The 24,491-nt window shown below is 67.6% G+C and carries 22 protein-coding genes; 7 read left to right on the plus strand and 15 right to left on the minus strand.

Features of this window, described 5'->3' with window-relative positions:
• Positions 1-135: 135 nt before the first annotated feature.
• The 4 genes from AADJ02_RS13685 to AADJ02_RS13700 all read right to left on the minus strand — a co-directional run bounded on the left by AADJ02_RS13685 (position 136) and on the right by AADJ02_RS13700 (position 3,663).
• Positions 136-429, minus strand: a complete 294-nt coding sequence (locus tag AADJ02_RS13685; protein WP_341213575.1) for a septum formation initiator family protein — start codon at positions 427-429, stop codon at positions 136-138.
• A gap of 162 nt (positions 430-591) precedes the next feature.
• Entirely contained in the window at positions 592-1,521 is a 930-nt protein-coding gene (locus tag AADJ02_RS13690) for a class I fructose-bisphosphate aldolase (protein ID WP_341213576.1), read from the minus strand.
• 127 nt (positions 1,522-1,648) lie between these two features.
• The gene (locus AADJ02_RS13695) at positions 1,649-2,458 is read right to left on the minus strand and encodes an SDR family oxidoreductase (RefSeq protein ID WP_341213577.1); all 810 of its coding nucleotides are present in this window, start codon (positions 2,456-2,458) and stop codon (positions 1,649-1,651) included.
• Positions 2,459-2,472: 14 nt separating this feature from the next.
• The gene (locus AADJ02_RS13700) at positions 2,473-3,663 is read right to left on the minus strand and encodes a phosphoglycerate kinase (RefSeq protein ID WP_341213578.1); all 1,191 of its coding nucleotides are present in this window, start codon (positions 3,661-3,663) and stop codon (positions 2,473-2,475) included.
• A gap of 119 nt (positions 3,664-3,782) precedes the next feature.
• Here AADJ02_RS13700 and AADJ02_RS13705 point away from each other — a divergent pair, with 119 nt between their 5' ends.
• Together AADJ02_RS13705 and AADJ02_RS13710 are read left to right on the plus strand one after the other, a co-directional pair.
• A complete protein-coding gene (locus tag AADJ02_RS13705; RefSeq protein ID WP_341213579.1) occupies positions 3,783-4,289 on the plus strand; it encodes a peptidylprolyl isomerase in 507 nt (168 codons plus the stop codon).
• On the plus strand, positions 4,282-4,827 hold the full coding sequence (locus tag AADJ02_RS13710; RefSeq protein ID WP_341213580.1) for a peptidylprolyl isomerase: 546 nt from the start codon (positions 4,282-4,284) through the stop codon (positions 4,825-4,827). The genes AADJ02_RS13705 and AADJ02_RS13710 overlap by 8 nt, the downstream gene beginning before the upstream one ends.
• 40 nt (positions 4,828-4,867) lie before the next feature.
• On the opposite strand, the gene AADJ02_RS13715 is transcribed toward AADJ02_RS13710, so the two are convergent.
• The 6 genes from AADJ02_RS13715 to AADJ02_RS13740 all read right to left on the minus strand — a co-directional run bounded on the left by AADJ02_RS13715 (position 4,868) and on the right by AADJ02_RS13740 (position 12,256).
• Positions 4,868-5,983 carry a histidine kinase dimerization/phosphoacceptor domain -containing protein gene (locus AADJ02_RS13715; RefSeq protein ID WP_341213581.1) on the minus strand — a complete coding sequence of 372 codons (1,116 nt, stop codon included), beginning with the start codon at positions 5,981-5,983 and terminating at the stop codon, positions 4,868-4,870.
• Between the two features lie 74 nt (positions 5,984-6,057).
• Positions 6,058-7,461: a YdiU family protein gene (locus tag AADJ02_RS13720; protein WP_341213582.1), complete on the minus strand. Its 1,404-nt coding sequence runs from the start codon at positions 7,459-7,461 to the stop codon at positions 6,058-6,060.
• Between the two features lie 119 nt (positions 7,462-7,580).
• Entirely contained in the window at positions 7,581-8,513 is a 933-nt protein-coding gene (locus AADJ02_RS13725; RefSeq protein WP_341213583.1) for a nucleoside hydrolase, read from the minus strand.
• A gap of 87 nt (positions 8,514-8,600) precedes the next feature.
• Complete coding sequence (ilvN, locus tag AADJ02_RS13730; protein WP_341213584.1) at positions 8,601-9,167, minus strand: acetolactate synthase small subunit; 567 nt, start codon at positions 9,165-9,167, stop codon at positions 8,601-8,603.
• A gap of 76 nt (positions 9,168-9,243) precedes the next feature.
• Complete coding sequence (locus AADJ02_RS13735) at positions 9,244-11,022, minus strand: acetolactate synthase 3 large subunit (RefSeq protein WP_341213585.1); 1,779 nt, start codon at positions 11,020-11,022, stop codon at positions 9,244-9,246.
• A 286-nt stretch (positions 11,023-11,308) separates the two neighbouring features.
• A complete protein-coding gene (locus tag AADJ02_RS13740) occupies positions 11,309-12,256 on the minus strand; it encodes a YihY/virulence factor BrkB family protein (RefSeq protein ID WP_341213586.1) in 948 nt (315 codons plus the stop codon).
• A gap of 178 nt (positions 12,257-12,434) precedes the next feature.
• Here AADJ02_RS13740 and AADJ02_RS13745 point away from each other — a divergent pair, with 178 nt between their 5' ends.
• Positions 12,435-14,309: a PhoX family phosphatase gene (locus AADJ02_RS13745; RefSeq protein ID WP_341213587.1), complete on the plus strand. Its 1,875-nt coding sequence runs from the start codon at positions 12,435-12,437 to the stop codon at positions 14,307-14,309.
• A 119-nt stretch (positions 14,310-14,428) separates the two neighbouring features.
• A complete protein-coding gene (locus AADJ02_RS13750) occupies positions 14,429-16,078 on the plus strand; it encodes an alpha-amylase family protein (RefSeq protein ID WP_341213588.1) in 1,650 nt (549 codons plus the stop codon).
• On the opposite strand, the gene AADJ02_RS13755 is transcribed toward AADJ02_RS13750, so the two are convergent.
• The 3 genes from AADJ02_RS13755 to AADJ02_RS13765 all read right to left on the minus strand — a co-directional run bounded on the left by AADJ02_RS13755 (position 16,075) and on the right by AADJ02_RS13765 (position 18,048).
• Positions 16,075-16,914 (minus strand): arginyltransferase, encoded by an 840-nt coding sequence (locus tag AADJ02_RS13755; RefSeq protein ID WP_341213589.1) that lies wholly within the window; start codon positions 16,912-16,914, stop codon positions 16,075-16,077. The two genes, AADJ02_RS13750 and AADJ02_RS13755, sit on opposite strands and share 4 nt — an antisense overlap.
• A gap of 106 nt (positions 16,915-17,020) precedes the next feature.
• On the minus strand, positions 17,021-17,482 hold the full coding sequence (locus tag AADJ02_RS13760) for an RDD family protein (protein ID WP_341213590.1): 462 nt from the start codon (positions 17,480-17,482) through the stop codon (positions 17,021-17,023).
• 89 nt (positions 17,483-17,571) lie between these two features.
• A complete protein-coding gene (locus tag AADJ02_RS13765) occupies positions 17,572-18,048 on the minus strand; it encodes a DUF2852 domain-containing protein (RefSeq protein ID WP_341213591.1) in 477 nt (158 codons plus the stop codon).
• Positions 18,049-18,237: 189 nt separating this feature from the next.
• Here AADJ02_RS13765 and AADJ02_RS13770 point away from each other — a divergent pair, with 189 nt between their 5' ends.
• Positions 18,238-21,024 carry a glutamine-synthetase adenylyltransferase gene (locus tag AADJ02_RS13770; protein WP_341213592.1) on the plus strand — a complete coding sequence of 929 codons (2,787 nt, stop codon included), beginning with the start codon at positions 18,238-18,240 and terminating at the stop codon, positions 21,022-21,024.
• Entirely contained in the window at positions 21,021-21,287 is a 267-nt protein-coding gene (locus tag AADJ02_RS13775; RefSeq protein ID WP_341213593.1) for a hypothetical protein, read from the plus strand. Before AADJ02_RS13770 ends, AADJ02_RS13775 begins: the two co-directional genes overlap by 4 nt.
• 19 nt (positions 21,288-21,306) lie before the next feature.
• Here the strand turns inward: AADJ02_RS13775 and eda are convergent, their stop codons facing one another.
• The gene (gene eda, locus AADJ02_RS13780) at positions 21,307-21,948 is read right to left on the minus strand and encodes a bifunctional 4-hydroxy-2-oxoglutarate aldolase/2-dehydro-3-deoxy-phosphogluconate aldolase (RefSeq protein ID WP_341213594.1); all 642 of its coding nucleotides are present in this window, start codon (positions 21,946-21,948) and stop codon (positions 21,307-21,309) included.
• Positions 21,949-22,088: 140 nt separating this feature from the next.
• Here eda and AADJ02_RS13785 point away from each other — a divergent pair, with 140 nt between their 5' ends.
• Positions 22,089-22,655, plus strand: coding sequence for a hypothetical protein (locus AADJ02_RS13785; RefSeq protein ID WP_341213595.1), 567 nt, complete (start codon positions 22,089-22,091; stop codon positions 22,653-22,655).
• On the opposite strand, the gene edd is transcribed toward AADJ02_RS13785, so the two are convergent.
• Complete coding sequence (edd, locus tag AADJ02_RS13790; protein ID WP_341213596.1) at positions 22,656-24,458, minus strand: phosphogluconate dehydratase; 1,803 nt, start codon at positions 24,456-24,458, stop codon at positions 22,656-22,658.
• Positions 24,459-24,491: the final 33 nt, after the last annotated feature.

The raw sequence follows: 24,491 nt of genomic DNA on the forward strand, positions 1-24,491 counted from the left end.
TTTAGCCTTGAACTATCACTTACAGAACTTGCGCGGGATGCAACAGGGCAATCTGCCGATGGGCGAAATGACGAGCGCCGCGCACGATAAATCGGCACGGCGCAGCAAAATAAGGCGGGTGAAGCTGCCCTTGGGTCAGCGAATGACGATTTCGTCCGCGCGGATCATGCCCAGCACTTCACGCGCGCGGGCATCGAGCAGGTCAAGATCGAGGAAATCGTCCGAGAGGCGGCGGGTGAGATTCTCCATCCGCGCCACTTCGCCGCGCAAGCTGGCGAGTTCCTTCTCCAGGCCCCGCGCCTCCGCTTCGACCTCTGCGCGGCGGAACACGCCGTAGTCGCCCTGAACGGCGGCAAAGGTGAAGTAGAGTCCGATCAGCATCATGCCGACCAGATAAAGGGCGGGGCCCAAAGAAGGGGTGCGTTTCATTTCTGCCGTGCCTCGTATGCCGCCTCTTGAACCGGGCGGCTGTGAGCAGGATGACATGAATGAGGCGGTAAAAACACCGTGTTTTCACCGCCTCCGCGCCTTATTGCCGATAGGCGTGGCCGGAATGCCGCTTTGGATAGGTCCAAAGCGGCAGGTCCGCGGTCAGGCCTTGCCGAGATAGATGTCTTGCAGCTTGCCAAGCATCTCCAGCGCCTCTTCGCGCGGACGCTGGAAGGAGTTGCGGCCGATGATCGAGCCGTTGCCGCCGCCATCACGGATCGCGCGGGCGTCGTCATAGACCGAATCCGCGCCCTTCTTGGCCCCGCCCGAGAACACTATGATCCGGCGGCCGGCGAAGGCCGACTGCACGCAATGCTTCACCCGCGCGGCCTGGGTCGAGACGTCGATGCCCTCGGCCTCGTAGACCTTCTTGGCCTCGGGCAGCGAGAGATGATCGGTCGAAAGCTTGATCTTGATGACATGCGCGCCGATCAGCGCCGCGATCTGCGCGGCATAGGCCGCGATGTCGATCGCGGTTTCGCCGTCCTTGTCGAGCGCCTCGCCGCGCGGGTAGGACCAGATCACGGTGGCCACGCCCTTGGCGGCGGCCTCTTTGCGCATCTCGACGATCTCTTCGAACATGTCGAGCGCGCAGTCGGAGGCGGGATAGATCGTGAAGCCAATGGCCGAGCAGCCCAGACGCAGCGCGTCGTCGACGCTCGCGGTCACGGCCTGGTTTTTGCCTGCGGTTTCGGACATCAGCGAGTTGGCGCTGTTGCATTTCAGGATGGTCGGGATCTGGCCGGCGAAGGTGTCGGCGCCGGCCTCGATCATGCCGAGAGGGGCGGCATAGGCGTTGAGGCCTGCGTCGATCGCCAGCTGGTAGTGGTAATGCGGGTCGTAGCCGCCGGGGTTCGGGGCAAAGCTGCGGGCGGGGCCGTGCTCGAAGCCCTGATCGACGGGCAGGATGATCATCTTGCCGGTGCCGCCCAGACGGCCCGCCATCAGCATCCGGGCGAGGTTGGCCTTCACGCCGGGGGTCTCGCCCTCGTAGTTGCGAAGGATGTCGCGGACGGTGTCGGTGGTCTGCATGGGAAGCCTTTCGGTTTGCATCTGCGGCAAACGTTAGGCCTCCGCCCGGTGGCTCACAATCCTGTTAGCGCCACCGGGCGGCACTGTTAGCGCCACCAACCCCCCGTGATCACTCGGGGTTTTGAAATCAGGCGCGCCCGTAGGCGCGACCTGCGATCCGCGCGGTCAGACCGCGCGGCAGCACCCGGCCCGCGAAGGCCGCAATCCGGGTCATGCCGCCGGGCACCACGGTCTGGCGCCCCGCCAGCATCGCCTCCCAACCCGCCTGCGCCACGTCGCGGGCGCGGGCCGGGCGCATCGGGCCGGAGGGGCCTTCGGCGGCCATGCCAGCGGCTTCGAAGAACCGGGTATCGACCGGGCCGGGGCAGAGGGCGGTGATGGTGACATCGCTGTCCTCGGCGCGAAGCTCGCTCGACACCGCGTCCGACAGCGACAGCAGATAGGCCTTTGTCGCGTGGTAGACCGCCATGCCGGGGCCGGGGATGAAGGCCGCGACCGAGGCCACGTTCATGATGTGGCCCGCGCCTTCGCGGCGCATGTGCGCCACGGCGGATTGCATCAGGATCGTCGCCGCCGAGACGTTGACCGCGACGAGGTTCTCGACCTCCTCGGTGCCGCCGTCGCCAAAGCGCCGCTGCAGCCCGAGGCCCGCGTTGTTGACGAGGATCTCGATGCGACGGCCCTCGGAGGCCTCGCGCCACAGCCGCTCGGCGCCGCCGGGGCGGGCGAGATCGGCGGGGATCACCACGACCTCGACGCGCGCGCCAAGCTCGGCGGCCAGCGCGTCGAGCTTGTCCTCGGAGCGGGCCGAGAGGATCAGCCGGCGACCGCCGCGGGCGGCGATGCGGGCGAACTCTTCGCCAAGGCCGGAGGAGGCCCCGGTAATGAGCGTCCAGCCACGGCTTTGCGGGACCAGATCGTTGCGTGCGGTATCCATGTGTCCTGCTCCGCTCATGCGCCCAGCGCCTTCACGCCCGGAAGCACCTTGCCTTCCATCCACTCGAGGAAGGCACCGCCCGCCGTCGAGACATAAGTGAAATCGCCCGAGACCCCGGCGGCGTTGAGCGCGGCCACGGTGTCGCCACCGCCTGCCACCGAGACGAGTTTGCCGGCCTTGGTCAGCTCGGCGGCCTTTTGCGCCGCGGCCACCGTGCCCTTGTCGAAGGGCTCGATCTCGAAGGCCCCCAGAGGACCGTTCCAGACCAGCGTCTTGGCCTTCTCAAGTGCCATCTCGACATGGGCGACGCTGTCGGGGCCGGCGTCGAGGATCATCGCGTCTGCGGGCGTGTTCTCGGCCATGACGACCTCGCTTTCGGCACCTGCCTTGAACTCGCGCGCCACCACGACGTCGCGGGGCAGCAGGATCGTGCAGCCCTTGTCGGCGGCCTTCTGGGCGATTTCGCGGGCGGTGTCGGCGAGATCGTGCTCGCACAGCGACTTGCCGACATCGAGGCCCTGGGCGGCGAGGAAGGTGTTGGCCATGCCGCCGCCGATCACCAGCGTGTCGACCTTCTCGACGAGGTTCGACAGCAGGTCGAGCTTGGTCGAGACCTTGGCGCCGCCGACGACGGCGACGACGGGACGCTCGGGGTTGCCCAAGGCCTTTTCCAGCGCCGAGAGCTCTTCGGCCATCAGGCGACCGGCGCAGGCGGGCAGCAGGCGCGCCAGCGCCTCGGTCGAGGCATGGGCGCGGTGCGCCGCCGAGAAGGCGTCGTTCACATAGACGTCACCCAGATGCGCGAGGGACTGGGCGAAATCGCCGTCGTTCTTTTCCTCGCCCGCGTGGAAACGGGTGTTTTCGAGAAGCAGCACCTCACCATCGCTCAGCGCGTCGACCGCCGATTGTGCCGCATCGCCCACGCAATCCTCGGCGAAGGCGACCTTGCGGCCGAGCTTATCTTCGAGAGCGGGCAGGATCTGCTTGAGCGACATTTCCGGCACGACCTTGCCCTTGGGGCGGTCGAAATGCGCCAGCAGGATCACCCGCCCGCCCTTGTTTGCAATGTCATTGACGGTGGGCACGATGCGCTCGATGCGGGTCGCGTCGGTGACGCGGCCCGCTTCGATCGGCACGTTCACGTCCACCCGCACCAGGACCCGCTTGCCCGCGAGGTCCATCTCGTCGATCGTCTTCCAGCCCATGAGCCGTCCTTTCCAATTCGAGTTGGCAGATAGGTAGCGCCCGGGGGCGCGGCGCTCAAGCCATTGGCTTACGCGCACGCTGGCCTTATGTCGGGGACAAAGCAGAAGGAGGATCGGCAATGGCCGAGATCAAGGACCCCGAGAACACCATCATCATCGAGCTGAAGGACGGCTCCGTGACGATCGAGCTTCTGGCCGACGTCGCGCCGAAGCACGCCGAGCGCATGAAAGAGCTGGCCCGCGCCGGTGCCTATGACAACGTGGCCTTCCACCGCGTGATCGATGGCTTCATGGCGCAGACCGGCGACGTCGAGCACGCCAACATGGAAAAGGACTACAACCCGCGCCGCGCCGGCACGGGCGGCTCCGACAAGCCCGACCTCCCGGCCGAGTTCTCCAAGCTGCCGCATGACCGTGGCACGCTGGGGGCTGCGCGTTCGGCCAACCCGAACTCGGCCAACAGCCAGTTCTTCATCAACTTCAGCGACAACCATTTCCTCAACGGCCAATACACCGTCTATGGCCGCGTCATCGAGGGCATGGAGCATGTCGACGCCATCGCCAAGGGCGAGCCGCCGGCAAATCCCGACCGGATGATCTCGGTCAAGGTGGCCGCCGATGCGTAAGCTCGCAGTTCTGCTGGCGCTGGCCGCGTCGCCCGCCGCCGCCACCGGCCTCGAGATCGACGTCGCGGGTCAGGCCAACGGCACGATCAAGATCGACCTTCTCGAAGAGGTCGCACCGAAGCATGTCGAGCAGATCACCGCGCTGGCGCGCGAGGGGGCCTATGACGGGGTGATGTTCCACCGCGTGATCGACGGCTTCATGGCGCAGACCGGCGACGTGGAGTTCGGCCGCGAGGGCGGCGACGTCTCCATGGCCGGCATGGGGGGATCGGAGCGCGACGATCTGGATGCGGAGTTCTCCGACATCCCGTTCGAGCGTGGCACCATCGGCATGGCGCGCAGCCAGGATCCGAACTCGGCCAACAGCCAGTTCTTCATCATGTTCGCGCCCGGCGACTTTCTCAACGGCCAGTACACGGTCGTGGGCAAGGTCACCGAAGGTCTCGACGTGCTCGACGCGATCAAGCGTGGCGAGGGTCCGAACGGCGCCGTGATCGGCGCGCCGGACCTGATGCGCGAAGTGCGCGTCACCGAGTGAACCATCCGGTGCCGCGGCCCCTTGCGGGCCGCGGCGCCTCTCAATGGTTGGGCAACAGTCGCGGCACCGGAAAACGCACCTCGATCGAGGTGCCGCCGGGGCCGCTTTCGCGGCTGATCTCGCCATTGATCCGGGCCACCGAAGCATCGATGATCTGCCGACCGAGGCCGCTGCCACTGCCGCTTTCGAGCGCGGCTTCGAGGTTGTCGCTGCCGACACCGTCGTCGACGATGCTGAGCCGGCCCTTCGTTCCGTTCAACTTCAGCGTCACGTCGATCCGCCCGGCGCGCCCATCGGGGAACGCGTGTTTGGCGGCATTGGTAATCGCTTCGTTGACCAGCAGCGCCAGCGAGGTCGCGACCTCGGAGCGCACCAGCATCGGGATCAGGCTGTGCGAGATCGCGACGTTCGTCGGCAGGGTCACGTCCAGATGGCGGATGATGTCGGGCAGGAACTGATGCAGCGCGATCTCGTTGCGGGCCGAGACCTTGTGCAGCTCGGCGTGCAGCAAGGCGATGGCCGACAGGCGGTCGATCGTGATGGCGAGCGCCTCGCGGGTTTCGTCGCTGCGCGCCTGTGATCTTTGAATCCGCACCAGCGCGGTCACCATCTGCAGCGAGTTCTTGACCCGGTGATCGACCTCGTTGGCCAGCGTCTCCTGCGCGGCGAGCGCGCGGCGCAGCTCCATGCGGCGCGTGACCTGCCGCGCGAGGATGATCAGCAGCCGCTTGGTTTCGTCCGACAGACGACGCGGTTTGCGATCGAGGATGCACAGCGCGCCGATCGGCGTGTCGTCACCCAGCTTGAGGATCGCACCGCCGTAGTAGCGTATCGCGCTGGGGCCGGTGACCAGCGGGTTGTCGCAGGTGCGCGGATCGGTGGCGGTGTCCTCGATTTCGAGGAAGTCCGGGCCCGACAGCCCATGCGCGCAGATCGACTCGTCCATGCTGTAATCGCGCTGCTCGGTGCCATAAGCCGACTTGGCCCATTGACGCTCGGTGTCGACCAGCGTGACAAGCGAGATCGGCGCGCCGCAGATCTCGGCGGCATAGGCGGTGATCTCGTCGAAATCAGCCTCGTCCTCGCTGTCCATGATCCCCAAGGATCGGATCGCTTCGGCGCGCTGCTCACCCGTATGGTCGTTGACGTCTTTCAAGGGCATACTCTTTACCGGGGCGGTCTCGTGATCGGACGGCCCTGCGACGGGGATGACGGAGGATCTTATCGCTTTTAGGTGCCGCAGAAGGTCTTGTCGACTTTTTCGTGAGGCTCTGGCGGGGCGACGTACCGTCCCAAAAGCGCCGGGTCGGGATGAAAGGGCCGGGTGACGACGCCAAGCATCTCGTGGAACGGCGCGAGATCGCCCGCCACGGCGGCGGTGATCGCGGCCTCGATCAGGTGCAGGCGCGGCACGACGACCGGGTTGGTCGCCCGCGCGAGATCGAGGTCCGGCGCGCGGTCGCGCCATGCGGCGATCCAGTCCGCGTCGACCCCCGCGGGCTCCGGCGCGTCGTCGGCCAAGGCGCGGAAGCTGTTGGTAAAATCGGCGTCGTCGCGGGCCATGGCCGTGAGAAGGTCTTCGATCAGGCCGCGATCCTCGGCGCGCGGCTCGGCCAGCCCCAGCTTGGCGCCGAAACGGGTGAGCCAAGCGGATTGGTAGAGGTCGGCAAAGCGGTTGATGATCGCGGTGAAGTCGTCCACCGCGCGGGCCTGATCAGGCATCAACGGCACAAGGGCCGTCGCGAACTGCGCGATGTTCCACAAGGCGACCTGCGGCTGCGCGCCGTAAGCATAGCGGCCATGCACGTCGATCGAGGAGAAGACGCGCGCGGGGTGGTAGGCGTCCATCATGGCGCAGGGGCCGTAATCGATGGTTTCGCCCGCGACGGAGCAGTTGTCGGTGTTCATCACGCCATGGATGAAGCCGAGGCTCATCCATTGCGCGATCAGGTCGGCCTGCCGCGCCACCATCTGCGCCAGCATCTCGGGCACCGATCCGGCGGTAGGAAAATGTCGCGCCATGGTGTGATCAGCCAGAGCGCGCAGCCCCTCGTGGTCACCGCGCGCGGCCAGCACCTGAAACGTGCCGACGCGGATGTGGCTTTGCGCCACGCGGGTCAGCACGGCACCGGGCAGGGCGGCCTCGCGGATCACCTCCTCGCCGGTGCTGACGGCGGCCAGCGCCCGCGTCGACGGCACGCCAAGCGCGTGCATCGCCTCGCTCATGATGTATTCGCGGATCACCGGGCCGAGCCAAGCGCGCCCGTCGCCCATGCGCGAGTAAGGCGTGCGCCCCGATCCCTTGAGCGCGATATCGCGGCGGATGCCGTCCGGCCCCACCACTTCGCCCAAGAGCACCTGCCGCCCGTCGCCCAGCTGCGGGTTCCAACTGCCGAACTGATGCCCGGCATAGAGCTGCGCAATGGGTGTGGAGCCTTCGGGGATGACGTTGCCCGCAAAGACCTGCAGGCCCTCGTCCGTGTGCAGCGTGGCGGGGTCGAGCCCGAGATCGCGGGCGAGGCCCTCGTTCAGGGCGATCCAGCCGGGGGCGGCCACGGGCACGGGCGCCTGCTCGGTGAACAGGCGCGCGGGCAGGCGGGCATAGGAGTTGTCGAAGGGGATGTGCAGGGTCATGCGCTGCATCTATGCTGCCGCGCGCTCAAACCAAGCGGAGCGGCAGCAATTTTGCCCCCCTGCCACTTCATTCCTCAAATACTCATGGCGCGCGACGTCGAAACGCGCGCCGCGTCCGCTCAAAGCCGTCCGATCCGCTCGCTCAGCAGCGCGAAGAAGCCGTCGCGATCGACGTCGCCGATGAACAGCGCGTTGGGCGTACGGTCGGTCACGCCCCACCAGTCGGCCACGGTCATGCCCAGCGTCAGATCGGACTGCGTTTCGATTTCGACGTTGATCTCGCGGCCCGAGAACAGGTCGGGGCGCAGCAGCCATGCGATGACGCAAGGATCGTGCAGCGGCGCGCCCTCGGAGCCGTATTTCTCGGTGTCGAACCGCTCGAAGAAGTCGGTCCAGCTCGCCACGACCTCGCCGATCCGGCCCAGGCCCCGCATTTCGGCGATCCAGGCCTTGGAGGTGAGCGCCTTGTGCGTCGCGTCGAGCGGCAACACGGTAATGGGCCGCCCGCAATCGAACACCACCTTGGCCGCTTCGGGATCGACATAGATGTTGAACTCGGCCGCGGGGGTGATGTTGCCGCCCTCGAAAAAGCCGCCGCCCATCAGCACGATGCGCTGCACGCGCGCGACGATGTCGGGGGCGCGCTCGAAGGCGGCGGCGATGTTGGTGAGGGGCCCGAGCGGGCAGAGCGTGACGGTGTTCTCGGGCTCGCGGCGCAGCGTCTCGATGATGAAATCGACGCCGTGCTGCTCCTGCAGCGGATGCGTCGGGTCGGGCAAGGCGATGCCGTCGAGACCGGTCTTGCCATGGACATGCTCGGCGGTGACCAGCGGGCGCGAGAGCGGCGCGTCGCAGCCCGCGAAGACCGGCGTGTCGCGGCCCGCAAGCTCGACGATCTGGCGCGCGTTGCGTTGGGTGAGGTCGAGCGGCACGTTGCCGGCGACGGCGGTGAGGCCGAGCACGTCGAGCTCGGGCGAGGCCAGCGCCAACAGGATGGCGACGGCATCGTCCTGTCCGGGATCGGTGTCGATGATGATCTTCTGCGCGCCCATGTCCGGCCCTCCTTGTCAGGCGCATAGGAAGGCAGGAATGCCGCGCGGGGGCAAGCCTCGCGCGGCGTCAGTATGCTCGTCCGCGCGTCAGACGCGCGCGTCGGGGCCGCGTGACAGGGCGGCGATGCCGGTGCGCGCCAGCTCGGTGAGGCCCAGCGGCCGCATCAGATCGGCGAAGGCGTCGATCTTCTCGGGCGTGCCGGTGATCTCGAAGACAAAGCTTTCGAGCGTGCTGTCGACCACGTTGGCGCGGAAGATGTCCGCAAGCCGCAGCGCTTCGACGCGGGCGTCGCCTTCGCCGCGCACCTTGAAGAGGGCCAGTTCGCGCTCGACGGTCGGCCCCTCGACGGTGAGGTCGTGGACCTCGTGCACGGGAATGATGCGGCCCAGCTGCGCCTTGATCTGCTCGATCACCTGCGGCGTGCCGGAGGTGACGAGGGTGATGCGGCTCATGTGCCCGGTGTGGTCGATCTCGGCCACGGTGAGGCTTTCGATGTTGTAGCCGCGCCCCGAGAACAGGCCGATGACGCGGGCCAGCACGCCGGGCTCGTTCTCGACGATCACCGCGAGGGTATGGCGCTCCTCCACGTCGGAGAAGGTGGAACGCAGGTTATAGGCGGAGTGGCTGGTCGAGCCTTCCTTGATGTTCAGCATCGTGTCGTCCTTTCCCCGGGCCGGAGCCCGGGACATTTTGAGATGTCGTTCAAACGTCCAAGGGTCGGACCGTGGCTCAGACCAGCACCGCGCCGCCGGCCTCGATGGCATGGGCGGTCGAGACCTCGCCCATCAGCATCTCGTTGTGCGCCTTGCCCGACGGGATCATCGGGAAGCAGTTCTCGTGCTTCTCGACCAGACAGTCGAAGATCACCGGGCCGTCGTAGTCGAGCATTTCCATGATCGCGTCATCGAGCTGCGCGGGGTCCGAGCAGCGGATGCCCTTGGCCCCGAAGGCTTCGGCCAGCTTCACGAAATCGGGCAGGGCCTCGGACCAGCTCTGGGAGTAGCGCTCGCCGTGCAGCAGCTCCTGCCACTGGCGCACCATGCCCAAACGCTCGTTGTTGAGGATGAACTGCTTGACTGGCAGGCGGTACTGCGCCGCCGTGCCCATCTCCTGCATGTTCATCAACCACGAGGCTTCGCCCGCGACGTTGATCACGAGGGCATCCGGATGCGCCATCTGCACGCCGATCGACGCCGGAAAGCCGTAGCCCATGGTCCCGAGACCCCCGGAGGTCATCCAGCGGTTCGGATCCTCGAAGCCCAGATACTGCGCGGCCCACATCTGGTGTTGGCCCACCTCGGTGGTGATGTAGCGGTCGCGGTCCTTGGTCAGCGCCTCGAGCCGTTGCAGCGCGTATTGCGGCTTGATGATGGTCTCGGAGTTGCGGAACGACAGGCAATCCTTGGCCCGCCATTCGCCGATCTGCGCCTGCCACTGCGACAGCGCCTCGCGGTCGGTCTTGCGGCCGCGCTTGGACCACGCGGCCAACAGGTCGCCCAGCACGTCGGCGACGTCGCCGATGATCGGGATGTCGGTGCGGATCACCTTGTTGAGCGAGGAGGGGTCGATGTCGATATGGGCGCGGGTCGAGTTCGGCGAGAAGGCGTCGATGCGGCCGGTGATCCGGTCGTCGAAGCGCGCGCCGATGCAGATCAGCAGGTCGCAGCCGTGCATCGCCATGTTGGCTTCATAAAGCCCGTGCATGCCGAGCATCCCGAGCCACTGCTCGCCGCTCGCCGGATAAGCGCCGAGGCCCATCAGCGTCGAGGTGATCGGAAAGCCGGTCGCGGCGACCAGCTCGCGCAGGAGCTTCGAGGCCTCGGGGCCCGAGTTGATGACGCCGCCGCCGGTGTAGAACACCGGGCGCTTGGCCGTCTCCATCGCCCGCGCCAGCGCCTCGATCGCCGCCGCGTCGCCCTTGACGGGCGGGTTGTAGCGGGTCGAACGGGTTTCCTTGCCGCCGTATGCGCCGGTGGCGAACTGCACGTCCTTGGGGATGTCGACGAGCACCGGGCCGGGGCGGCCGGCGGTGGCGACGTGGAACGCCTCGTGCAGGGTCTGGCCGAGCTTGTCGGTCTCCTTCACCAGCCAGTTGTGCTTGGTGCAGGGGCGGGTAATGCCGACGGTGTCGGCCTCCTGAAACGCGTCCGAGCCGATCATGAAGGTCGGCACCTGGCCCGAGAGCACGACGATCGGGATCGAGTCGAGCAGCGCGTCGGTCAGGCCGGTGACGGCGTTGGTCGCACCGGGGCCGGAGGTGACGATGGCGACGCCGGGCTTGCCGGTGGAGCGGGCATAGCCTTCTGCGGCGTGGATCGCGCCCTGTTCGTGGCGCACCAGCACGTGGCGGATGTCGTTTTGCTGGAACAGCTCGTCATAGATCGGCAGCACCGCGCCGCCGGGATAGCCGAACACCGTGTCGACGCCCTGATCGCGAAGCGCCTGCACGACCATTCTCGCGCCCGTCATCTGTCCGCCAGTCTGCGCCGTCTGCGTCTGCCCTGTCATCGTGCCGTATCCTGTCTGTCTGCCGCGCCGCGCGCACAAAAAAGCCCCCGGTGATCCGGAGGCGCATGGTCGACCGTCATGGTCCCTGCCGTTACCGGCCCACGCGCCCCACTCCACCGATTACAAGAAGGAGATCCATCGCCCTCGGTCCTTTCCGTTCCGCCCGCGCAGATATGCACGGGCGGGCGGGAGGGTCAACCGCATTCGGCGGAAAAAATGTCGCACCTTAACGGTTTCGGGTAACTTTCTTATCAGTCAGTGGCGCGAAGCGGTCGATACGCAAATCTCACGAGGCAGGGAAACCACCGGCCTCGGCCTTGGCATCCTCCATCAGCGGGTCGTTCTTGGCGTCCTCGGGCTGCGGGTCGTGCTTGGCCTGACGCTCCATTTCGCTGTCGAACTCGGCTCCCATCAGCACGATGAAGGCCGAAAGCCACAGCCACATCAAGAGCACGATGACGCCGCCCAGCGCGCCGAAGGTCTCGTTATAGCCGCCGAAGGTGCTGACGTAATAGGCAAAGCCCAGCGAGCCCACGAGCCACAGCAGGCAAGCCAGCCCGGCACCCGGCGTGATCCAGCGCCATTTGCGCTCGGCACGATCGGGGCCATAGCGGTAGAGAATGGCGAGGCCCAGCGCCACGAGGATAAGCAACACCGGCCAACGCACGACGTTGATCAAAAGCTCGGTCGAGGAGCCCAGCGGCAGCACGCCCAGCACCAGCGGCAGACCGGCAGCGACGGCGACAATCAGCAAAAAGCCGATGATCATGCCGATCGTCAGCGCCAGCACCTGCAGGTAATAGGAGACGAGGCCACGGCTTTCCTCGGCCTCGAAGGCGACGTTGAGCCCTTCGACCAGCGACTGCACGCCTTTGGAGGCCGAGTAGATCGCCACCAGAATGCCGAACAGCGCGGCGAGGCCGAGACCGCCTTCTTCGGAGCCCGCGACCTCCTTGGCCTGACCCAGCACGATGTCGGCGGCGTCCTGCGGCAGGAAGGCCGAAAGCGATTGCAGCTGATCCACCACCGCCGAGGGGTCGAAGAACAGACCCGCGATGGCCATGGCGGCAACGATGCCCGGAAAGATCGCAAGGAGGCCATAGAAGGCGACGCCCGCCGCGATCAGGCTGACGTGGTCGTCGCCGATCTCGGAGTAGACGCGTTTGAGGGTGGCAAACCAGCCGGGCTTGTTGATGTCGCCGGGATGGGCGTCGGGGTTCTTCGCATGCGCCATCTGTGGCCTCCGCTGATGTCTTTGGACACATCAACGTGAAAACGGCCCCACCGTTCCCGCAGGTTCCCGCCGATGCGAACCTTGTGACAAAACTCTTACAAAACCGTCGCGTCGCCTTCACGGCAGCGCCCTAGCAGAGCGCGAGGGGGCCACAGCGCCCCGAGGAAAGGGACAGGACATGAAGCGCTTCAACATCAACAAGATCAGCTGGGACGCGCTCGACGAGCTGCGTCGCCCGACCGACGAGACCACCGATTTCGACCGCGTCGTCGCCGGGGCAGTGTCGCGGCGCGGCTTTCTGTCGGGGCTGGTGGCCTTCGGCTCGGGGGCAGCCGTCATGGGCACGGGCGCGCTCAAAGGCTCGACCGCTTTGGCGCAATCGAGCCGGTTCGAGTTTGCCCCGATCGCGGCGCAGACCGATTTCACGGTCCACGTGCCCGAGGGCCATGAGTGGGAGGTGCTGGCAAGCTGGGGCGATCCGCTGTTTTCGGACGCGCCCGCCTTTGATCCGGTGCTTGGCACGACGCCCGAAGGGCAGGTGCGCGCCTTTGGCGAGAACACCGACGGCATGGAGCTTTTCGACATCGACGGCCACGAAGTGATCGCGGTGAACCATGAATACGCCAATCTCGAAGTGAACCTGCCGCAGAACCCCGACGGCACGCCCGCCTCTGCCGAGGACGTGCGCAAGATCCAGGATGCGCAGGGTGTCGCGGTGTTCGAGGTGCGAAACGGCGCGCGTGGCTGGGAGATCGTGCTCGACAGCCCCTACAACCGCCGCATCACCCATAACACGCCGATGACCATCTCGGGCCCCGCCGCCGGGCACGATCTGCTTAAGACCGAGGCCGATCCGTCGGGCACCGAGGCGTTTGGCACCTTCAACAACTGCGGCGCGGGCCGCACGCCGTGGGGCACCTATCTGACCTGCGAAGAAAACTTCAACGGCTACTTCGGCTCGACCGATACCGACATGCAGATGCCCGAGGGCTTTGATCGCTACGGCATCGAGGCGGAGTCGGGCTATGACTACGAGAAGTTCGACCCGCGCTTCGACGTGTCGCGTAACCCCAACGAGCCGAACCGCGCGGGCTACGTGGTCGAGATCGACCCCTCGGACGCCACCTCCAAGCCCGTCAAGCGCACGGCGCTGGGCCGCTTCAAGCACGAGAATGCCGAAGTGACATTGGCCGCCGACAACCGGGTCGTCGTGTATCTCGGCGACGACGAGCGCGGTGAATTCCTCTACCGCTACGTCTCCAACGGCACCTACGAAGAAGGTGGCGACACCACGGGGCTGCTCGACGAGGGGCAGCTCTACGTGGCGAAGTTCCACGAGGACGGCACCGGGGAGTGGCTGGCGCTGACGCCCGAGACCACCGGCATGGACGCCGCCATGATCCACATCCACACCCGGATGGCGGGCTCGGCGGTGGGGGCGACCACCATGGACCGCCCCGAATGGGTCGCGGTGAACCCAGCGAAAGCCGAGGCCTACTGCGCGCTCACCAACAACAAGAACCGCGCCGTGGCCCCCAACGCGGGCGGGGATGAGACCCCGGTCGGCGGCCCGAACCCGCGGGCCGAGAACAACTATGGCCAGATCGTGCGCTGGCGGCCCGAGGGCGAGGATCACGCCGCACAGGGCTTCGCGTGGGATCTCTACGTGATGGCGGGCAACCCGCAGGTGCATTCGGACGCCTATGCGGGATCGGCGAACGTAACGCCGGGCAACCTGTTCAATTCGCCCGACGGGATGAAGTTCGACAGCCGCGGCATGCTGTGGATCCAGACCGACGGCGACGACAGCGACGAGGGCGATTTCGCGGGCATGGGCAACAACCAGATGCTGGTGGGCGACCCCGAGACCGGCGAGATCGCGCGCTTTCTGACCGGGCCCAAGGGGTCTGAGGTCACGGGGGCCTGCTTCTCGACCGATCGCAAGACCATGTTCGTCGGCATCCAGCACCCCGACAACTTCCCCGATCCGGCGGCGCTGCCGCGCTCTTCGATCGTGGCGGTGCGACGCAGCGACGGCGCGACCATCGGCTGAACCGGCCACAGGCTTTGACCCGACGGGGGCGGTGCGGTGCGATCCGCGCCGCCCCTTGTCGTCTCGCCGCCCGGGCGCGGCGCACTAGGTGGCGGGGCAGCAACCCCGAGAGGCCAGTGATGCTTGATTTGTGGTACAAGAACGCCGTCATCTATTGTCTCGATGTCGAGACCTTCATGGATGCCGACGGCAATGGCGTCGGAGATTTTCAGGGGCTGACGGACCGGCTCGATCATATCGAGGGGCTGGGGGCGACGGCGGTCTGGCTCAACCCGTTCTATCCGACGCCCAACCGCGACAACGGCTATGACATCACCGATTTCTACGGCATCGATCCGCGCTCGGGCAACGCGGGCGACTTCGTGGCCTTTGCGCGCGCCGCGGCCGACCGCGGGCTCAAGGTGATCGTCGATCTGGTGGTGAACCATTGCTCGGTCGATCACCCGTGGTTTCAAGCGGCCCGCTCGGACCCGGACAGCCCCTACCGCGACTGGTTCGTCTGGTCCAAGGAGAAGCCGAAGGACATCACCGAAGGCATCATATTTCCAGGCGTGCAGGAGGCGGTCTGGACCTACGACCGCACCGCCAAGGCGTGGTACATGCACCGCTTCTATGCGCATCAGGCCGATTTCAACATCGCCAACCCGGCGGTGCGCGCCGAGATCCTCAAGATCATGGGCTACTGGCTTGAGCTGGGCGTCTGGGGCTTTCGCATCGACGCGGTGCCGTTCCTGATCGAATACAAGGGCCTCGACGAGGAGCCCGACCGCGACCCGCTGCTGCTGCTCTCGGAGATGCGCGATTTCCTGTCTTGGCGGCGCGCGGGGGCCATCATGCTGGCCGAGGCCAACATCGAGCGCGAGACCGCGCCCGACTACTTTGGCGGGCGCGAGTTCGGCGCCGACGAGCGGATGCACCTGATCCTCGACTTTCCACTGAATCAGGCGCTGTTCCTTGCCCTCGCGCGGTCGCAGGCGGCCCCGATCGCCGAAGCCCTGGCCTCGCGCCCCGACGACGCGCCGGATCAGGCGCAATGGGCGACCTTCCTGCGCAACCACGACGAGCTGTCGCTCGACAAGCTGTCGGAGGCCGAAAAGCAGGAGGTGTTCGACGCCTTCGGTCCCGAGAAGGACATGCAGCTCTACGACCGGGGCCTGCGCCGTCGCCTCGCGCCGATGCTGGGCGATCTCGACCGCGTGGCGCTGGCGCAATCGCTCTTGTTCGCGCTGCCGGGCACGCCGGTGATGTGGTACGGCGACGAGATCGGGCAGGGCGAGGATCTGTCGCTCAACGAGCGCGACGCGGTGCGCACGCCGATGCAATGGGCCGACGAGCCGCAGGGGGGATTCACGCGCGGGGCTGCCGACCCGGTGCGCCCGGTGGTCGAGGAGGGCCCGCTCGGGTTTCACGAGACCAGCGTTGCGGCGCAGCGGGGCCGCCCCGGCAGCCTGCTCACCCGTGTGCAGCAACTGGTGCGGTGTCGCCGTGCCTGCCCCGAGATCGGCTGGGGCGAGACGGAGGTGATCGAGGGGCTGCCAGAGGCGGTGCTGGGCCTGGTGTCGTCGTGGCGAGGGGCGCGGGTGCTGACGCTGCACAACCTGTCCGAAAAGCCCGTGACCTGCGCGCCCAAGGTCCGGGACGCCAGCCACCTCGTGGCGCTGCTTGGCGGGCCCGACGAGGCGGTGGCAAAGCCGCTGTCCCCGGGCGACAAGATCGAGCTGCCGGGTTATGGCTACCGCTGGTTCCGGATCGACGGAGAGCGCGCCTAGCTGGTGATCACGGGGCGCGTGTCGGGCAGGCTGATACGCGCCACCTGTTCGGAGATCGGGGCGACCGAGAGCGGATGGGTCTCGGCGGAGTAGTCGTCGCGATCGCCCATCGGCTGCCACTTGCCCGCGCGGAACAGCTCAAGCGCCGCGAAGCGCGACTTGTAATCCATCTTGGGGCTGCCGGGCACCCAGTAGCCCAAATAGACATAAGGCAGGCCCATCTCGCGCGCGATCCGCACGTGGTCGAGGATCACATGCGTGCCGAGCGAGCGGCGGTCCTCTGCGGGATCGAAGAAGGAATAGACCATCGACAGACCGTCATCGAGAATGTCGGTAAGACAGACCGCGCGCAGCCCGTGGCGCGCATCGTGCATCTCGTTGGGGTCGGTGTATTCGACGAGGCGCGAGCGCACCGGCGTCTCCTCGACCATCGCGGCGAATTCGAACATGTCCATGTCGGCCATGCCGCCGCTGGCGTGGCGGCTGTCGAGATAGTCGCGAAACAGCGCGTATTGCTCTTCGGTGGCCCAAGGCGAGGTGGCGCGGCGCGCGAGGTCGCGGTTGCGCCTGAGCACGCGGCTCTGGCTGCGCGAGGGGGCAAAGCGGCTCACGTCGATCCGGGCCGAGAGGCAGGCGGTGCATTCGGCGCAGGAGGGGCGGTAGAGCACGTTCTGGCTGCGCCGGAACCCCTGCTTGGAGAGCGAGTCGTTCAGCCGCTCTGCCTGTTCGCCCTGCAAGGCGGTGAACAGCTTTCGTTCCATCCTGTCCGCGAGGTACGGACAGGGCTGGGGGGCCGTCACATAGAATTGCGGCGCGAAGGGCAGGGTATGGCGCATAGGCTGTCCACTCGGCTCGTGATCCGAGGAAAGCTAGCGCTCGAGTAGGCGGCTGCCAAGACCCCTGAGGATCTTGGGCCGGTGTCCAGCCCCCCGACCTTGCGTTTCAACGGCGACGACGCAGCGCCGTGGTGGCCAGAATGCTGTCGTTCAAACCCTGCCCATGCGGGGTCAGGAGCATCATCGCCATGGAGACGAGCTGCAGCGGGAACATCATCATCGACACGGCGTAACCGGTGGTGTGCAAGAAGGCCTGCGTGGTGTCGAGCGGCCGGTCCTCGCCGTCGCGCAGCTCGATCGCCATGAGACGCATCCCCCATGTGGCCGAGCCGGAGGCGATGGTGGCGACGCGGTAAAAGAAGCCGACGACCATCATCATCACCGGAAAGAAGAACAGCCCGACAAAGGCGGTCAGCGGCACCAGCAGCGCGCAGATCACCGCGATCACGGTGACATCGACGAGCCAGGCCAGCGCGCGCTTGAACGCCACGCCGTCATAGCACTCGGGGCTGGTCTCGGGGTCGGGCAGGCCGCGCAGGCGGGCGGCAAAGGTGGGGGTTGCTGTCATGGCGCGATCCTCTCATGCGGGTCGGGGTGGATCAAGTGGCCCGGCCCCCTCGAAAAGGGGGCCGTCGCCGTATCATGGGGGGACGGGGATCAGGCCGCGTCCTTGTCGCCGTTGGGGCCATTATCGGTGCCGTTGCCGTTCTCGGTAGCGCCGGTCTCGCGGGCCTTGGCGGCGCGGTCGTCCATGAACTGGTCGAACTCGGCCTTGTCCTTGGCGTCGCGCAGCCGCTCGAGAAAGCTCTCGAAGGCGCGCTGCTCGTCTTCGAGGCGGCGCAGGGTCTCGGTCTTGTAGGCATCGAAGGCGCTGTTGCCCGAGGAGCGCATCGTCGTGAAGGGCGAGACGCGGGCGGTGCGGCTGCGGCAGGATTTGCTGAACATGCGTTTGCTCCAGATCATGTAGGCGAGAAGGGCGAGGCCGACCGGCCAGAAGGCGATGAAGCCCAGCACCATCGCAGCGATCCAGGCGGGCTTGCCGCGGGCGTCGAGCCAAGCCTCGGCGCGGTTGAGCCAGTCTTTGATGCCGGCGCGCGGGGTGCGGTGGGACAGGGGCATGTCGGTCGTGGACATCGAGGAACTCCTTCGAGGAAGGGGCCCGTCTGCCGGGCCTGTGGGGATGTGAATGTCTTTCACATTACAGCAGATGGGAAAGGCGACCCGCGCCTTCAAGGGGTCATGTGAAGTGTATTAACATTTTTCGGCCCTCCGATGGGGTCAGGGGCGATTGACGCCTCCTTCGGGTCGCGCCACGGTTCGCGCATGACCGATATTGCCTCGCGCCTGCGCCGCGCCCCGCGCCCCCTCGACACCGACAAGGCCACCGAAGCCCGCGCGCTCTGCGGCTGGGCCGATCCGGCGACCGCCGAGCTGATCGGCGGCACCGCCGGGTGCAGCCCCTATCTCGCGAACCTGATCGGCCGCGAACATGATTGGCTCGAAGCGGCCTGCGCCGATCCCGAAGCCGCCGTCACGGCCGAGCTTGCGGATCTCAAGGGCCACGACATCGCCGCTCTTGGTCCGAGGCTGCGGCAGGCCAAGCGCCGCGTGGCGCTGATCGCGGCACTCGCCGATCTGGGCGGCGCCTGGCCGCTCGAAGAGGTGACGGGCAGCCTGACCCGGCTCGCCGACGCGGCGCTGCAGGCGGGGCTCGAGACGCTGATCGCGCCCGAAATCGCGCGCGGCAAGCTGCCCGGCATGACCGAGGCCGACATCGAAAGCGGCGCGGGCATGGTGCTCTTCGCCATGGGCAAAATGGGCGCCTTCGAGCTCAACTACTCTTCCGACATCGACCTCATCTGTCTTTACGATGAGACCCGCTACGAAGGCCTAGATCAGCACGAGGCGCGCAGCATTCTGGTGCGTGTCACGCGCAAACTCGCGGGTTTGATCGGCGACATCACCGGCGAGGGCTACGTGTTCCGCACCGATCTGCGGCTGCGCCCCGATGCCGCCGTCACGCCGGTCTGCCTGTCGATGGCCGCCGCCGAGCAATATTACGAGAGCGTCGGCCGCACATGGGAGCGCGCCGCCTGGATCAAGGCGCGGCCCTGCGCGGGCGATCTCTCCGCGGGGGCCGCGTTCGTCGATACGCTGCGCCCCTTCGTCTGGCGGCGGCACCTCGATTTCCACGCGATCCGCGACGCGCATGACATGCGGCTCAAGATCCGCGATCACAAGGGGCTTGGCGGCGCGCTGAGCCTGCCGGGCCACGACATGAAGCTCGGGAGGGGCGGCATCCGCGAGATCGAGTTCTTCACCCAGACGCGGCAGCTCATCTCGGGCGGGCGCGATGCGAGCTTGCGGGTGCGCGGCACGGTCGAGGGGCTCGATCGACTGGCGCAGGCGGGCTGGATCGAGAGCGACGTGGCCGAGGAACTGACCCGCCACTACCGCGCGCACCGCGAGGTCGAACACCGGGTGCAGATGATCGGCGACCAGCAGACGCATATGCTGCCCTCGAACGAAGAGGGGTTCACGCGGCTCGCGGCCTTCATGGACCTCGACCTCGACGCGCTGAAGGCGGATCTGACCGAGAGGTTGGAGCAGGTGCACGCGCTGACCGAGGATTTCTTTGCCCCCGGCCATGCCGCGACCGATGCGCCCGATTTCGGTCAGGAGGTGACGGCGCGGTGGCCCGGCTATCCGGCGCTGCGTTCGGACCGCGCGGTCGAGATCTTTGACCGGCTGCGCCCGGAGATCCTCAAGACCCTGTCCGAGGCCGCGCGCCCCGAGGAGGCGCTGGCGCAGTTCGACGCGTTTCTCGCGGGCCTGCCTGCGGGGGTGCAGCTGTTCTCATTGTTCGAGGCGAACCCGCAACTCACCCGGCTTCTGGTCGATATCTGCGCCACGGCGCCGGGCCTCGCGCAGTATCTGTCGCGCAACTCGGGCGTGCTCGACGCGGTAATCGGCGGCGGGTTCTTCGCAGATTGGCCCGGCGTCGAGGCGCTGCGCTCCGACCTCGCCGACCGTCTGGCGCGTCAGCCCGATCACGAGGCGCGGCTCGGGGCGGCGCGGGTCTGGGCCAAGGAGATCCACTTTCGGATCGGCGTGCACCACCTGCGCGGGCTGATCGACGCTGGCAAGGCGGGTCAGGAATATGCCGAGCTGGCCGAGGCCGTGGTCGCAGCGCTCGTGCCGGTGGTGATCGACGACATGGCGCGCCGTCACGGCCCGCCCCCCGGTCGCGGGCTGTCGGTTCTGGCGATGGGGTCTTTGGGGGCGGGGCGGCTGAGTTCGTCCTCGGACCTCGACCTGATCGTGATCTACGACGCGGACGGGGTCGAGGCCTCGGACGGGCCGCGCCCCTTGCCCGCCCGCACATGGTACGCGCGCTTTACGCAAGGGCTGATCACGGCACTCACCGCGCCGATGCCCGACGGGCGGCTCTATGAGGTCGACATGCGGCTGCGCCCCTCGGGTCGGCAGGGGCCAGTGGCCACGGCGCTGCCGGCGTTTCGTGCCTACCAGCAAGACGAGGCCTGGACTTGGGAGCATCTGGCGCTGACCCGGGCGCGGGCGGTCGCCGGAGAGCCCGCCTTGGGCGAAGAGATCGAGGCGTTCCGCCGGGACCTGCTCGCGCAGAAAGCCAAGGGCGAGACGGTCGAGGCCGACCTCGCCTCGATGCGTGCGCGTCTGTCGGAGGCGCGGCCCGCCTCGGGCGGCTGGAACCTGCGCGACGGGGCGGGGCGGCTTCAGGACGTGGAGCTCTTTGCCCAGAGCCTCGCGCTGCGCGCCGGATCGCCCGAGCGGGAGGTGCCCGCGCAGATCAGGTCGGGGCAGGCTGCGGGGCTGATCGACGAGGAGGGGGCAAGCGTGCTGATCGAGACCGGCGATCTGATGCGCCGGGTGCAATGCGTGGCGCGGCTGCTCACGGGGGGCGGGCCGCTTCCCGACACGCCCGCCGAGGGCGGCGCGCGTTTGTTGTTGCGCGAAGCCGGCTGCGAGACGCTGGACGATCTGCGCCGCGCTCTTGACGCGGCGGCGGCACGGGCAGAGGGGGTGATCGCAATGGCCCTGACGGGCGTGGAGCCGGGAGACGCAGGATGAGCGACGAGATCGACCCCAAGGGGCTGGTGCGCGAGGCCTATCGGATCGAGGGCATCAGCCTTGGCGAATGCCGCTCGATCTTTCTGGATTGGGCGCTGTCGCTGCCAGAGGGCGCGCAGAGCGCCCCGGCGATCCGGCGGCTACTGGAGCGGCATGCCACAGCACCCGAAGGCCACCCGATGACGCAGGTGCTGACCCAAGGGTTGGAGGCGGGCGGTGCGCCGCAGCGGCGCGGCGGGCGCGCGGGGCGCGTGGCGGGCTGAACCGCCACGCGCCAAAGCGTCAGCGCGCGAGTTGCGCGGCTTCGGCGGCGAGGCGGGTGATCCCGTCCCAATCGCCGGAGGTGACCATCGAGGTCGGCGCGACCCAGCTGCCGCCGACGCACAGCGTGTTGGAGAGCGCCAGATACTCGGGCGCGTTCTTGAGGCTGACGCCGCCGGTGGGGCAGAACTTCACCTGCGGGATCGGCGCGCCGATCGCCTTGAGCGCGGGCACGCCGCCGTTGACCTCGGCCGGAAAGAACTTCTGCACCGTGTAGCCGCGATCGAGCAGGCGCAGCACCTCGGAGGCCGTGGCAGCGGCGGGCAGCAGCGGCAGGTCGTTGGCCTCGCAGGCGTCGAGGATGCGGTCGGTGGCTCCGGGGCAGACGCCAAAGGTGGCGCCGGCCGCCTTGGCAGCCTCGACATCCTGCGGCGTGAGCAGCGTGCCTGCTCCGACGACACCGCCTTCGACACTGGCCATCTCGCGGATCACCTCGAGCGCCGAGGGCGTGCGCAGCGTCACTTCGAGAGCGGGCAATCCGCCCTTGATCAAGGCGCGCGCCAGATCGGCGGCATGGGCCGGATCCTCGACCACCAGCACCGGGATGACGGGGGCAAGCGCGCAGACCTTGGCGGTCAGTTCGGAGGCATGTTCGGGTGTCATGTTGAAATCCTGTCGACTTTGAGAAGAAAACGTAACGGATCGCTCTCCGTTAACGTGTGGTTAAGGTTTCCGACCCAACCTGAGGGGGCTGGAGGAGGAAGGCAATGGCGCGTGGCGGTATGAGGGTCCTTGCCTGCGTCATGGTCCTCGCGGGATGCGGCGGCGGCGGGCAGGAGGCGGGCCTGCCGGCGCCGTATTTCGATCGTTCGGCCTTCGGCACGCTCTCGGCGCTGCCCGCCTCCACCGATCTGCCCGACCGCGGCAGCGCCCGTTACGAGGGCGGCTTTGTCGCCGATATCCGGCAGGCCGACGTGACGCCCACGGGGCGCATTGAGGGCGGGCTTACGCTCGATCTCGATTTCGCGGCTGGCACCACGGTCTTGCCGGTCGAGGGGCAGCTGCACGGCATATCCGGCGCGTTTCTGAACCAGACGGTCGCCATCGACACCCTGCCGCTGGTGCCGGGCAATGCCCGACTGGTGCTGACGCAGGACGGCAACCGGCGCACCGGCACAGTGGCGGCGGGGTTCGGGGCAGAGCTGCCGCTCGCGGGCGAGAGGCGGCGTCTTGATATCGCGCTCGACAGTCCGCTGCGCGGGCGCGGTGGCCGGGCGATGGCCGGGCCGGTGACGGGCACGATCCTCACCGCGCCCTTCACCGATCAGCCGCATGTCCTGACGGGACAGTTCCACGCGACCACCGATTGATCAGACGACCACGGCCGCGCCGTAGGCCCCGCCGCCGACGTTCTGGCGAAACACCTCGAACAGCTCGCGACCGACACCGTTGCCGTTGCCCGCCAGATCGGCGGGGGCGGGCTCGCGGCCTTCGAGGCTGGTCAGCACCTCGAGCGTGCCCAAGGTCGCGTCGAGCCGCACCAGATCGCCGTCCCGCACCAGCGCGATGGCGCCGCCATCGGCGGCCTCAGGCGTGACGTGGATCGCGGCGGGCACCTTGCCGCTCGCCCCCGACATGCGGCCATCGGTGACCAGCGCCACCTTGAGGCCCCGGTCCTGCAGCACCGCCAGCGTCGGCGTCAGGTTGTGCAACTCGGGCATGCCGTTCGATTTCGGCCCTTGGTAGCGGACGATGACGATGGTGTCGTCCTTGAACTCGTCGTTGCGGAACGCGGTCTTGACCGACTCCTGATCGTGGAACACGCGGGCCTTGGCCTCGATCACGTGGCGCTCGGGCGCGACGGCCGAGGTCTTGATCACGGCGCGGCCGATGTTGCCCGAAAGCTGGCGCAGACCGCCGGTCTTCTGGAACGGGTCCGACGCCGGGCGCAGGATCTTGTCGTTGAGCGTCTCGCCAGAGCCCTTGGTGTAGGAGACCCGGCCCTCGGAGAGCTTGGGCTCGTGGGTGTAAAGCTCCAGACCCTCGCCCGCGACGGTGCGGGTGTCGGGGTGCAGCAAGCCCGCGTTCAAAAGCTCGCCGATCATGTAGCCGAGGCCACCGGCGGCGTGGAAGTGGTTCACGTCGGCCAGACCGTTGGGATAGACCTTGGCCATCAGCGGCGTGACCGCCGACAGCTCCGCGAAATCCTCGAGATCGAGGATCACGCCCGCGGCGCGCGCCATGGCGGGCAGGTGCAGCACGAGGTTGGTCGAGCCGCCGGTCGCCATCAGACCGACCATGCCGTTCACGAAAGCGCGCTCGTCGAGCACGTCGGAGGCCGGGGTGAACTCGTTGCCGAGCGCCGAGATCTGCGCCGCGCGCTCGGTGCCCGCGACGGTCAGCGCATCGCGTAGCGGCGTGTTGGGGTTCACGAAGCTTGCGCCCGGCAGGTGCAGGCCCATGAACTCCATCAGCATCTGGTTGGAGTTGGCGGTGCCGTAGAAGGTGCAGGTGCCCGGCCCGTGATAAGAGGCCATCTCGGCCTTCATCAGCTCCTCGCGGCCCACTTCGCCGCTCGCGAACTGCTGGCGCACGCGGGCCTTTTCGTCGTTGGGCAGGCCCGAGGTCATCGGCCCCGCGGGCAGAAACACCGCCGGGATGTATCCGAAGGTGGCGGCGGCCATGACAAGGCCCGGCACGATCTTGTCGCAGACGCCGAGATAGACCGAGCTGTCGAACACGTTGTGCGACAGGCCCACGGCGGCGGCGAGCGCGATCACGTCGCGCGAGAAGAGCGACAGCTCCATCCCGGTCTGGCCTTGGGTCACGCCGTCGCACATCGCCGGAACCCCGCCCGCGACCTGGGCCGTGGCCCCGGCGGCGCGCGCCGCCTCGCGGATCAGCGCGGGATAGGTCTCGAATGGCTGATGCGCCGAGAGCATGTCGTTGTAGGCGGTGATGATGCCGATGTTGGGGGCGCGGCCGGTGGCCAGCGCGTCCTTGTCCTCGCCGGTCGCGGCATAGGCGTGGGCCTGGTTGCCGCAGGTCAGATGCGCGCGGCGCGGCCCTTCGGCGGCAGCGGCGGCCATGCGGTCGAGGTAGATCCGACGTGGCCCCTCGCTGCGGGCGCGGATGCGGTCGGTGACAGCTTCGAGCGTGCGGTTGAGGGCCATCTGGCGTCTCCTGTCGAAAAGAGGGGTTGGCCC

It is taken from the genome of uncultured Limimaricola sp. (assembly GCF_964022235.1).
Lineage (GTDB): Bacteria > Pseudomonadota > Alphaproteobacteria > Rhodobacterales > Rhodobacteraceae > Limimaricola.

Bases quoted from the DNA above. Each gene is read 5' to 3' on its own strand.
- AADJ02_RS13685 (WP_341213575.1), bottom strand. From the start codon at position 429: ATGAAACGCACCCCTTCTTTGGGCCCCGCCCTTTATCTGGTCGGCATG.
- AADJ02_RS13690 (WP_341213576.1), bottom strand. From the start codon at position 1,521: ATGCAGACCACCGACACCGTCCGCGACATCCTTCGCAACTACGAGGGC.
- AADJ02_RS13695 (WP_341213577.1), bottom strand. From the start codon at position 2,458: ATGGATACCGCACGCAACGATCTGGTCCCGCAAAGCCGTGGCTGGACG.
- AADJ02_RS13700 (WP_341213578.1), bottom strand. From the start codon at position 3,663: ATGGGCTGGAAGACGATCGACGAGATGGACCTCGCGGGCAAGCGGGTC.
- AADJ02_RS13705 (WP_341213579.1), top strand. From the start codon at position 3,783: ATGGCCGAGATCAAGGACCCCGAGAACACCATCATCATCGAGCTGAAG.
- AADJ02_RS13710 (WP_341213580.1), top strand. From the start codon at position 4,282: ATGCGTAAGCTCGCAGTTCTGCTGGCGCTGGCCGCGTCGCCCGCCGCC.
- AADJ02_RS13720 (WP_341213582.1), bottom strand. From the start codon at position 7,461: ATGACCCTGCACATCCCCTTCGACAACTCCTATGCCCGCCTGCCCGCG.
- AADJ02_RS13725 (WP_341213583.1), bottom strand. From the start codon at position 8,513: ATGGGCGCGCAGAAGATCATCATCGACACCGATCCCGGACAGGACGAT.
- ilvN (WP_341213584.1), bottom strand. From the start codon at position 9,167: ATGCTGAACATCAAGGAAGGCTCGACCAGCCACTCCGCCTATAACCTG.
- AADJ02_RS13735 (WP_341213585.1), bottom strand. From the start codon at position 11,022: ATGACAGGGCAGACGCAGACGGCGCAGACTGGCGGACAGATGACGGGC.
- AADJ02_RS13740 (WP_341213586.1), bottom strand. From the start codon at position 12,256: ATGGCGCATGCGAAGAACCCCGACGCCCATCCCGGCGACATCAACAAG.
- AADJ02_RS13745 (WP_341213587.1), top strand. From the start codon at position 12,435: ATGAAGCGCTTCAACATCAACAAGATCAGCTGGGACGCGCTCGACGAG.
- AADJ02_RS13750 (WP_341213588.1), top strand. From the start codon at position 14,429: ATGCTTGATTTGTGGTACAAGAACGCCGTCATCTATTGTCTCGATGTC.
- AADJ02_RS13755 (WP_341213589.1), bottom strand. From the start codon at position 16,914: ATGCGCCATACCCTGCCCTTCGCGCCGCAATTCTATGTGACGGCCCCC.
- AADJ02_RS13760 (WP_341213590.1), bottom strand. From the start codon at position 17,482: ATGACAGCAACCCCCACCTTTGCCGCCCGCCTGCGCGGCCTGCCCGAC.
- AADJ02_RS13765 (WP_341213591.1), bottom strand. From the start codon at position 18,048: ATGTCCACGACCGACATGCCCCTGTCCCACCGCACCCCGCGCGCCGGC.
- AADJ02_RS13770 (WP_341213592.1), top strand. From the start codon at position 18,238: ATGACCGATATTGCCTCGCGCCTGCGCCGCGCCCCGCGCCCCCTCGAC.
- AADJ02_RS13775 (WP_341213593.1), top strand. From the start codon at position 21,021: ATGAGCGACGAGATCGACCCCAAGGGGCTGGTGCGCGAGGCCTATCGG.
- eda (WP_341213594.1), bottom strand. From the start codon at position 21,948: ATGACACCCGAACATGCCTCCGAACTGACCGCCAAGGTCTGCGCGCTT.
- AADJ02_RS13785 (WP_341213595.1), top strand. From the start codon at position 22,089: ATGGTCCTCGCGGGATGCGGCGGCGGCGGGCAGGAGGCGGGCCTGCCG.
- edd (WP_341213596.1), bottom strand. From the start codon at position 24,458: ATGGCCCTCAACCGCACGCTCGAAGCTGTCACCGACCGCATCCGCGCC.